We start from the raw sequence: 7,249 nt of genomic DNA, 5'->3' as shown, positions 1-7,249 counted from the left end.
TTTGACCCCCCCCCCCCCCCCCCGGGGGGGGGGGGGGGGTTTTGTGGTGGGGGGGGGGGGGGGCCCCCCCCCCCCCGGGGGGGCCCCCCCCGCCCGCCCCCCCCCCCGCCGATGCCGAACCTCAAGTGGTGGGTGCTTCGGGCTCGCCCGACGGGGCCTCCTGGTCGGTGGCGTCCGCCTCCGCCGGCTCGTACGGCAGGGCACTGCCCTTCACGTACTCGTCCCAGCTCAGGTTCCAGTCCGTCCAGCCGTTGCCGTTCTGGAGCTTCCGCTCGGTGCCCTTGACCACGATCGGGTCGCCGACCTTCGTGTTCTCGAACAGCCAGGCGCCGTTGGCCATCGAGACGTTCACACAGCCGTGCGAGACGTTCGTGGTGCCCTGCTGCCCCTCGGACCAGGGCGCGGCGTGGATGAACTCGCCACCCCAGGTCAGCCGCTGGGCGTAGTCGATCTTCGTCCGGTATCCCTCGTCGGGGCCCAGCTCCTCGAACGTGTCGAAGACCGTCTTGCGCAGCTTCTCCATCACCACCATCGTGCCGCTGGAGGAGGGCGTGCTCTTCTTGCCGAGGCTCACCGGAATCGTCTTGATCGTCTCGCCGTCGCGGGTGACGACCATGCGCTTGGTCCGGTTGTCCACCGTCATGACCAGCTTCGGGCCCACCGTGATGTCCACCGACAGGTCGGCCCGGCCGTACCAGCCGTCGCCCAGCGGCAGCCCGCCCGCCTGCACCCGGTAGGAGACCTTGCTGCCGGCCTGCCAGTACTCCTTCGGCCGGTACCGGACCTCGGTCGGGCTGACCCAGTGCCAGACGCCCTCCTGGGCGGGCGTGGACTTCACCGTCATCCGCCGCTGGAGGTCGGCGCGGTACTTCTCCGGGATCTCCCGACCGAACTTCACGATCAGCGGCATCGCGACCCCGACCGTCTGGTCGTCGCCGAGGAAGCTGGTGATCCGGACCTGGTTGCCCGGCTGCTTCATCACGGTGAACGCGCTGGTCGCGGTCACCGGGACACCGTCGTCGCCGGTCGCGGTGACGGTCGCGGTGTACGACTCGCCGTACGTCAGCGCCGCGGCCGGAAGCCAGCTCCTGCCGTCCGCCGCCAGGGTGCCCTTGACCGGCTCCCCACCGGCGTCGGCCAACTCGACAGTGGTCTTCTCGGACTGCTCGGCGGCGAACGTGATCGCCGTCGAGGCGGGAACGTCCTTCGCGTCGGCGGCCGGCTCGCTGATGCTCACCGTCGCCTTCGGCGCCGGCTGGTCGGCGCCGTCCTGCCAGCCCGGCCCGTTGTCGCCGCCCTTGCCGCCGGTGCAGGCGGAGGTCAGCACCATCACCGCGGCGAGCATCCCCGCGGCGAGCACCCCCCGCCGGCGGTTGCGCTGGTCCCGAACTCGCATGGTGTCCTCACAGTCGTGGTCCGCTGCCCGTCCACATCACAGACGCACCGGAACACGTACCCGTTGCGGAAGGTGAACCGAAACACGTGGAGCGGGATGTCCGGATAGTGACATATCTGGCACGGTCACAGGGCCGGACCCGCGCCACCGTCCGGAACCGGCAGCGCGCTGCCCTTGACGAACTCCGACCAGCTCAGATCCCACGCCGTCCAACCGTTGCCGGCGGCCAGCTTCCGTTCGGTGCCCTTGATGCTGATCGGATCACCGACCTTGGTCCGTTCGAAGAGCCAGCGGGCGTTCGCCAGGGACACGTTCACGCAACCGTGTGACACATTCTGCCGTCCCTGGACGTGTTCCGACCAGGGTGCCGCGTGGATGTACTCGCCACCCCAGGTGAGCCGCTGGGCGAACTGGATGTCGGTGACGTAGCGGTTCTCCGGATCGGGATCGTCCATCGTGTCGAAGACCGTGGCCTCCTTCTTCTCCATCACCACCAGCGTGCCGCTCGACGACGGGGTCTTCTTCTTGCCCAGGCTCACCGGCAGCGTCCTGATCAGCTTGCCGTCCTCGTACACCCGCATCTGCTTGTCGGCGTTGTCCACCTTCATCTCGAAGGCCGAGCCGATCTTCGCGGTGGCGGTCCGGTCGACGTTGCCGAACCGGCCGTTGCTCAGCGGAATGCCGGCCAACGCGATCCGTACGGACAGCTTCGTGCCGGCCTTCCAGTACTCCGGGGCACGGTAGAACGCCTGAGTGCCGTTGCTCACCCAGTGCCAGGCACCCGGCTGCGGCGGGTCGGTCTGGACGAACATGCGCTTCTGCACGGCGGCCCGGTCCTTCTTCGGGATGCCCGGGTGGAACTCCGCCACCACCGGCATCGCCACCCCGTACGTCCGGTCGTCGAAGAGGTAGAGCCCCGAGGTGATCATCGAGCCGGGCTTGGCCATCGTGGTGAACGTGCTGGTCCCCTCGCTGACCGAGCCGTCCGGCTGCTTCGCGGACACCGTGGCGGTGTACTCGGTGGACCACTTCAACGGCGCGGACGGCACCCAGGACGAGCCGTCGGTACGCAGCTTGCCCTTGACCTCCTTGCCGTTGGCCGTGGTCAGGCTGACCTTCGACACCGTCGCGCCGTCCGGCAACTCGGCACCGATCTCCAGGCTCACCGGCCGGTTCTTCGCCCCGTCGGCCGGCTTCACCGCCAACGGCGGCCCGCTCGACGGTGGTGTGTCCGGCGTCACCGCCCCGCTGCTCGACGGCCCCGGAACGAACTCGGCAGCCGAGCCCTCCTCGCGACAACCCGACAATGCCAGCGACGCCACCAGGCCCAGGGTGCCCACCAACGCCCCGGCCCGCGCGAACCTGCCCATCCCCACCCCTGTCCTAGCGCACCTGGCGCACATCGTGCCCCATCCGTGCCGCCCAACATGAACCCGTCCCACGCCTTGTGCGTGCTTGTTGCCGAATGTCCGGAAAGCTCGACCGAAGGGAGGACCCGGGTATCGGATTGGAACCCGCCTCAGGGGCCGTGCTAGGGTTCTCCCCGTTGCCACCGAGCGCCGCTAGCTCAACTGGCAGAGCAGCGGACTCTTAATCCGCGGGTTCGGGGTTCGAGTCCCTGGCGGCGCACCAGCAGCAAGGCCCTGACCTGGTAGAACTCTGCCGGTCGGGGCCTTTTTCGCGTTTGTCGTGATGGATGGTCGCTCGCGGGGTGCTCGGGAGCCGTTGGACCGGGCCGGCGTCGGTGGGACGCGATGTGACGCCAGCGGTCAGCCTCGAAGATCGAATGGGTGTGTTGCCGCCCGTGCATCGCCTCGGGTGGGGATAGGGGTTGGTCGTGCGTCGGATCGTGCGGCGGTCGGTGCGGGCCATTCTTCTGGACGAGGACAACCGCCTCGTGCTGATCAAGCGGATCAAGCCCGGCCAGGTGCCGTACTGGACGACGCCTGGCGGTGGCGTGGAGTCGACGGATGTCTCTCTGGAGGCTGCGCTTCGTCGGGAGTTGCACGAAGAGCTCGGTGCCTCGGCCGATCGGTTCGTCCAGGTGTTCCTGTGCACCGCACCCGCTGGTGAAGGCGTTTTCGTCCAGCACTTTTTGCCTGTCGGCTACTTGAGCTGCGGGAGGATGCTCGAACCGGGGCGGAGTTCGATGATCCGTCGCGTGGTGACTATCAGCTTGACCGAGTGACGATCGACAAGCTGCCTGTGGTGGATCTCAAGCCGGCAGGGCTGACCGAGTTCATCACCTCCAACCAGGAGGCCCTGCTCGCGGCGTAGAGCAGTTAGGCCAGAGCATCCTTGCGTGGAGTCGGCGTCGCCCCGTCGCCTCACAACCCCTACGCTGGCGGCATGAGGGAACCCAGTGCGGACCGGACCTACGCCACGCCGGACGACCTCCCGATCTCGGCTCTGCTGCCGGAGCTGCTGCGGAGTGTTCGTGAGGGGCAGGTCGTCTTCCTCAGCGAGCAGGATGAACCGGTCGCCGCTGTCGTGCCGCTGGAGGTAGCGAGGGCGGGCCTGGCGGCACTGGGCCGATCCGACGAGGGGCTGCGGTGACGGTCCGGCCTGGTACCTGTTGATGAGTCAGCGCCCGGCGGCGCCTGCCGAGTCGATCCCCGACGAGATCCGTGTCGATGTGGAGACGCTGTGGCGCTACCACGACATGGGCCACGAGCTGAGGCCGTGTGACGTGGGGATCGGGCTGGGTAGCCATGACCTTGGTGTCGCGGTGATTGCGACGCGCCTGTTCCACCAGGGATTGTTTCCCTGGATCGTGTTCACCGGGGCGAACGCGCCGACGACGGTGGAGCGGTTCCCTCGCGGCGAGGCTGTGCACTACCGAGAATACGCGCTGGAGCAGGGCGTACCGGCGGATTCGATTCTCGTGGAGCCACGGGCGACGAACACCGCTCAGAACCTGGAGTACACCCTGAAACTGCTGGCCGAACGGCGTATCCCGGTGCAGTCAGTGCTGATCATGTCGCGGCCGTACCAGCAGCGTCGGGCGTACGCCACGTGCAGGCTGATGTGGCCGGAGGTCGACGTGGTCTGCGCGTCGAACCCGTTGGCACTCGACGACTACGTACACAGCATCGGCGACCCGCGGCGAGTGGTGGAGATGCTGGTCGGCGACACCCAGAGGATCGAGGTGTACGCCGAGCGCGGGTTCGCGATCCCACAGGAAATGCCGGACGAAGTCCGGGCCGCCTTTGAGCGACTGGTGGCGGCCGGTTACACGAGCCGGCTGGTCTGACGACGGCTACCAGCGTGGTCCACCCGATCGGACGCCCATCCGTTCGCTGAGTTCGACGGCCAGTCGAGGCGGCCGGGGGCGGATGAGGATGTCTCGGACAAGGTCGCGGGAGAGCCGGTGGTAGCGCACCTGGTCTGGGCCGATGACCTCCGCGTCCAACAGCGCGCCGAGGGCATCGTCGATGCGGTTCCAGCGCGCCAGCGCTCGCGCGGTCTCGATGGCGTGGCGGACCTGCCGCTCGACGGGCAGGACACCGGTATCGAGTGGGGCACCTATGGCGATGGCGCGTTGCACGTCGCCGAGTTCCATCGCCACGGTCGTCTTGTGGATCGACACGTTGGTGGGCCCGAAGGCGGTCCACACGTGGTTGGCGTCGGTGCCGAGCTGAGTCGCTGCGGCGTCGGCTTCGGCGATGTGGGTGTCTGCGGAGGCGCGGTCGTCGTCACGGGCGGCGGCCAGCGCGCATACGAGGTGCAGGCTGCCGTAGACCGACAGTAGTTCTGGTGTGGGCTTGGTCAGCCGTGGTTCGAGGAACTGTGCTGCGGTGGCGGCGAGACCTCGGGCCTGCGCGTATTCGCCGATAGAGACCAGGGAGTGCGCGGCGGAGCGGCTGAGCGAGCCGATGACGACGTGGTCGTGGCTGGCGTTGGCGGCAGCCAGTCCTCGGCTGGCCGCGGTCCAGGCGAGGTCGCCTTCGCCGAGCTTGGTGAGGAACAGCGCGGCGAGCTGGTGGGCGTAGGCGGTCATCGCGTGTGCGCGCTGGCCGCCGTCGCCGTCGTAGGCCTCAGCGGCAGTCAGGCAGTCGTGGATGAGGTACGGAAGCCGGCGAGCGAGGGTGCCGTATCGCGAATGTTGGTATGCGGTCCAGATCTCGGCCACGTCGTTCTCGATCTCACGCAGGGCTGGCGCATCGACAGCAGCGGGGCTGGCCAGAGCGGGCGCGAGGTGCCGGTAGTCGTGAAGCGCGGCGCGCAACGCGGGAATGGTTTCACGCCCTGAGTCGTCGGACCACTCGAACAAGCTCGGTGTGCCGATGAGGTCCCCAAGCGAGACATCGAGGGCCTTGGCGATTGCGCGAATCACCGAGAGGCGGTCCAGGTCGGCGCGGTTCGTCTCGACCTTGCGTAGCCACTCCTGGGTCTTGCCGACCAGTCCGGCCAGCACCTCCTGGGAAAGCCCTCGCCGCCGCCGATAGAAGGCGACGCGCTGGCCGATTGTCATGTCGTCCGTCATTCCTCGCACACCATCACCCTGCCCGCTGATGTCCGCCTGACCCGGTACGAATTTTCCCGGTCCCTTCTGCAGGTCGCCCCTACGTTCAGTGCACCCCAGGTCACCGTCGCATGTCGATGCCTCGGCTGGATCGCCTGGCAGAGAGCTGCGAATGGAGGGATCGATGACCGGCTTATCAAAGAGCGGCTCGAATCGCCGGCTCGGACTGTCCTGGAGCGCACCGTATCGGAGTCTTCCTCGCCTGCGTACCGCCATCGGGGCTGCGCGGGTGAGTGATCGGCGGTCTGCCCGAGGCCGCCGGACGGCGGCGGTGGGCTCGCCCTTCCCCCGGCGAGCCCACCGCCCACCGTCTCGAACGGAAGTGCTGGCATGACGGTGTACGTCTCACGTCACGCGAAAGTCGACCACCTTTGGCGACAGACGTTGACCACCGAGGGCCCTGCGCCACAAACGACTCGCCCGGCTGATCCACCGCTGCTCACCCATGCCTGGCGTCAACTGTTCGAGCAGCAGGTCCGGGAAGCCGGCCGCCGATGACCGGCGACCGGGATCAGGGCCCGGCCCGAGCGAATGGTGCAGCCGAATACCGGCAGGAGCATCTGCCAACGCAGCCATTGTGGCTTTGCCGGCGGTGCGGGCAGCCGTGGCCGTGCGGCGCGGCGAAGCTCGCCCTCGCGGCCGAGTACCGGGACAGCCCGGTGAGCTTGTTCCTCTACCTGGCCAGCTGCCTGCACGACGCGATCGATGACCTGCACCGGCTCAATGCCAGTGAGGCGGGTGGTACCGCCTCACTGTTCGACCGGTTCCTCGGGTGGCCTGCCCGCACCCACGCCCACCGACCCAACACCGCCACGGCGATCGGGAACGAGGAGACATCGTGAACGGCATCGGCCTCATCAGCGTCAATCGTCAGCCGGCGATCGCCAGCAGGTTCCACACCCTGGTCGTGCAGCCCACCAGGTTCTGCAACCTCGACTGCACCTACTGCTACCTGCCCGACCGGCGGTCGCGCCGGCTGATGCCCGTGCCGGTCTCGGCGGCTTGTGCGCGGTCGATCGAGCAGCAGGACAGCGGCTATCCGGTGAGCGTTGTCTGGCACGGCGGCGAGCCCACCGCCACACCCATCGACTCTTTCCGGGAGTTGCTCCTTCCGTTCGAACCGCTGCGGCGTACCGGTCAGGTTCGCCACGAGATCCAGACCAATGGCACCCTCATCGACCAGCGGTGGTGTGACCTGCTCGCCACCCACGACTTCGAGATCGGGATCAGCATTGAGCCATTTTCATCCTGCGTGGGGGTTGGCTTCGATGTGGTGCAGCGCGAGGATGGCCTGCACGATCGTGGTTGTTCGTCGTGGGCAGCAGCGC

At 68.1% G+C, this 7,249-nt stretch carries 7 protein-coding genes, 1 tRNA gene and 3 pseudogenes; 7 read left to right on the top strand and 4 right to left on the bottom strand.

What is annotated here, in order from left to right; translation table 11 throughout:
• Window positions 1–121 precede the first annotated feature (121 nt).
• Together ACIBMZ_RS30195 and ACIBMZ_RS30190 are read right to left on the bottom strand one after the other, a co-directional pair.
• On the bottom strand, window positions 122–1,396 hold the full coding sequence (locus tag ACIBMZ_RS30195) for an Ig-like domain-containing protein (RefSeq protein ID WP_396699669.1): 1,275 nt from the start codon (window positions 1,394–1,396) through the stop codon (window positions 122–124).
• A 125-nt stretch (window positions 1,397–1,521) separates the two neighbouring features.
• Complete coding sequence (locus ACIBMZ_RS30190; RefSeq protein ID WP_396699667.1) at window positions 1,522–2,766, bottom strand: Ig-like domain-containing protein; 1,245 nt, start codon at window positions 2,764–2,766, stop codon at window positions 1,522–1,524.
• A 186-nt stretch (window positions 2,767–2,952) separates the two neighbouring features.
• On the opposite strand from ACIBMZ_RS30190, the gene ACIBMZ_RS30185 reads away from it, so the two are divergent.
• The 4 genes and pseudogenes from ACIBMZ_RS30185 (at window position 2,953) to ACIBMZ_RS30170 (ending at window position 4,649) form a co-directional block, all read left to right on the top strand.
• Window positions 2,953–3,028: transfer RNA gene (locus ACIBMZ_RS30185), tRNA-Lys, on the top strand.
• A 205-nt stretch (window positions 3,029–3,233) separates the two neighbouring features.
• Window positions 3,234–3,673 (top strand): annotated as a pseudogene (locus ACIBMZ_RS30180) (NUDIX domain-containing protein).
• 72 nt (window positions 3,674–3,745) lie between these two features.
• Window positions 3,746–3,952, top strand: coding sequence for a hypothetical protein (locus tag ACIBMZ_RS30175; protein ID WP_396699665.1), 207 nt, complete (start codon window positions 3,746–3,748; stop codon window positions 3,950–3,952).
• A gap of 22 nt (window positions 3,953–3,974) precedes the next feature.
• Complete coding sequence (locus ACIBMZ_RS30170; RefSeq protein WP_396699663.1) at window positions 3,975–4,649, top strand: YdcF family protein; 675 nt, start codon at window positions 3,975–3,977, stop codon at window positions 4,647–4,649.
• 6 nt (window positions 4,650–4,655) lie between these two features.
• Here the strand turns inward: ACIBMZ_RS30170 and ACIBMZ_RS30165 are convergent, their stop codons facing one another.
• The gene (locus ACIBMZ_RS30165) at window positions 4,656–5,882 is read right to left on the bottom strand and encodes a helix-turn-helix domain-containing protein (RefSeq protein ID WP_396699661.1); all 1,227 of its coding nucleotides are present in this window, start codon (window positions 5,880–5,882) and stop codon (window positions 4,656–4,658) included.
• A 369-nt stretch (window positions 5,883–6,251) separates the two neighbouring features.
• Between ACIBMZ_RS30165 and amcA the strand changes: the two genes are divergently transcribed.
• From amcA to ACIBMZ_RS30150, 3 genes and pseudogenes are all read left to right on the top strand, one after another.
• The gene (amcA, locus tag ACIBMZ_RS30160) at window positions 6,252–6,419 is read left to right on the top strand and encodes a multiple cyclophane-containing RiPP AmcA (RefSeq protein WP_396699659.1); all 168 of its coding nucleotides are present in this window, start codon (window positions 6,252–6,254) and stop codon (window positions 6,417–6,419) included.
• A complete protein-coding gene (locus ACIBMZ_RS30155; protein ID WP_396699657.1) occupies window positions 6,416–6,763 on the top strand; it encodes a hypothetical protein in 348 nt (115 codons plus the stop codon). The genes amcA and ACIBMZ_RS30155 overlap by 4 nt, the downstream gene beginning before the upstream one ends.
• Window positions 6,760–7,158, top strand: a pseudogene (locus ACIBMZ_RS30150) (radical SAM protein); the annotation flags it as partial. The gene ACIBMZ_RS30155 and the pseudogene ACIBMZ_RS30150, both read left to right, overlap by 4 nt.
• A gap of 6 nt (window positions 7,159–7,164) precedes the next feature.
• Here ACIBMZ_RS30150 and ACIBMZ_RS30145 read toward each other — a convergent pair.
• Window positions 7,165–7,249: pseudogene (locus ACIBMZ_RS30145) on the bottom strand (IS5/IS1182 family transposase); the annotation flags it as partial.

This window comes from Micromonospora sp. NPDC049900 (genome assembly GCF_044461025.1).
In the GTDB taxonomy this organism is placed as follows: Bacteria; Actinomycetota; Actinomycetes; order Mycobacteriales; family Micromonosporaceae; genus Micromonospora.
Note: the sequence above shows the minus strand (reverse complement) of the source record. Positions and strands in the feature narration are given on the sequence as shown.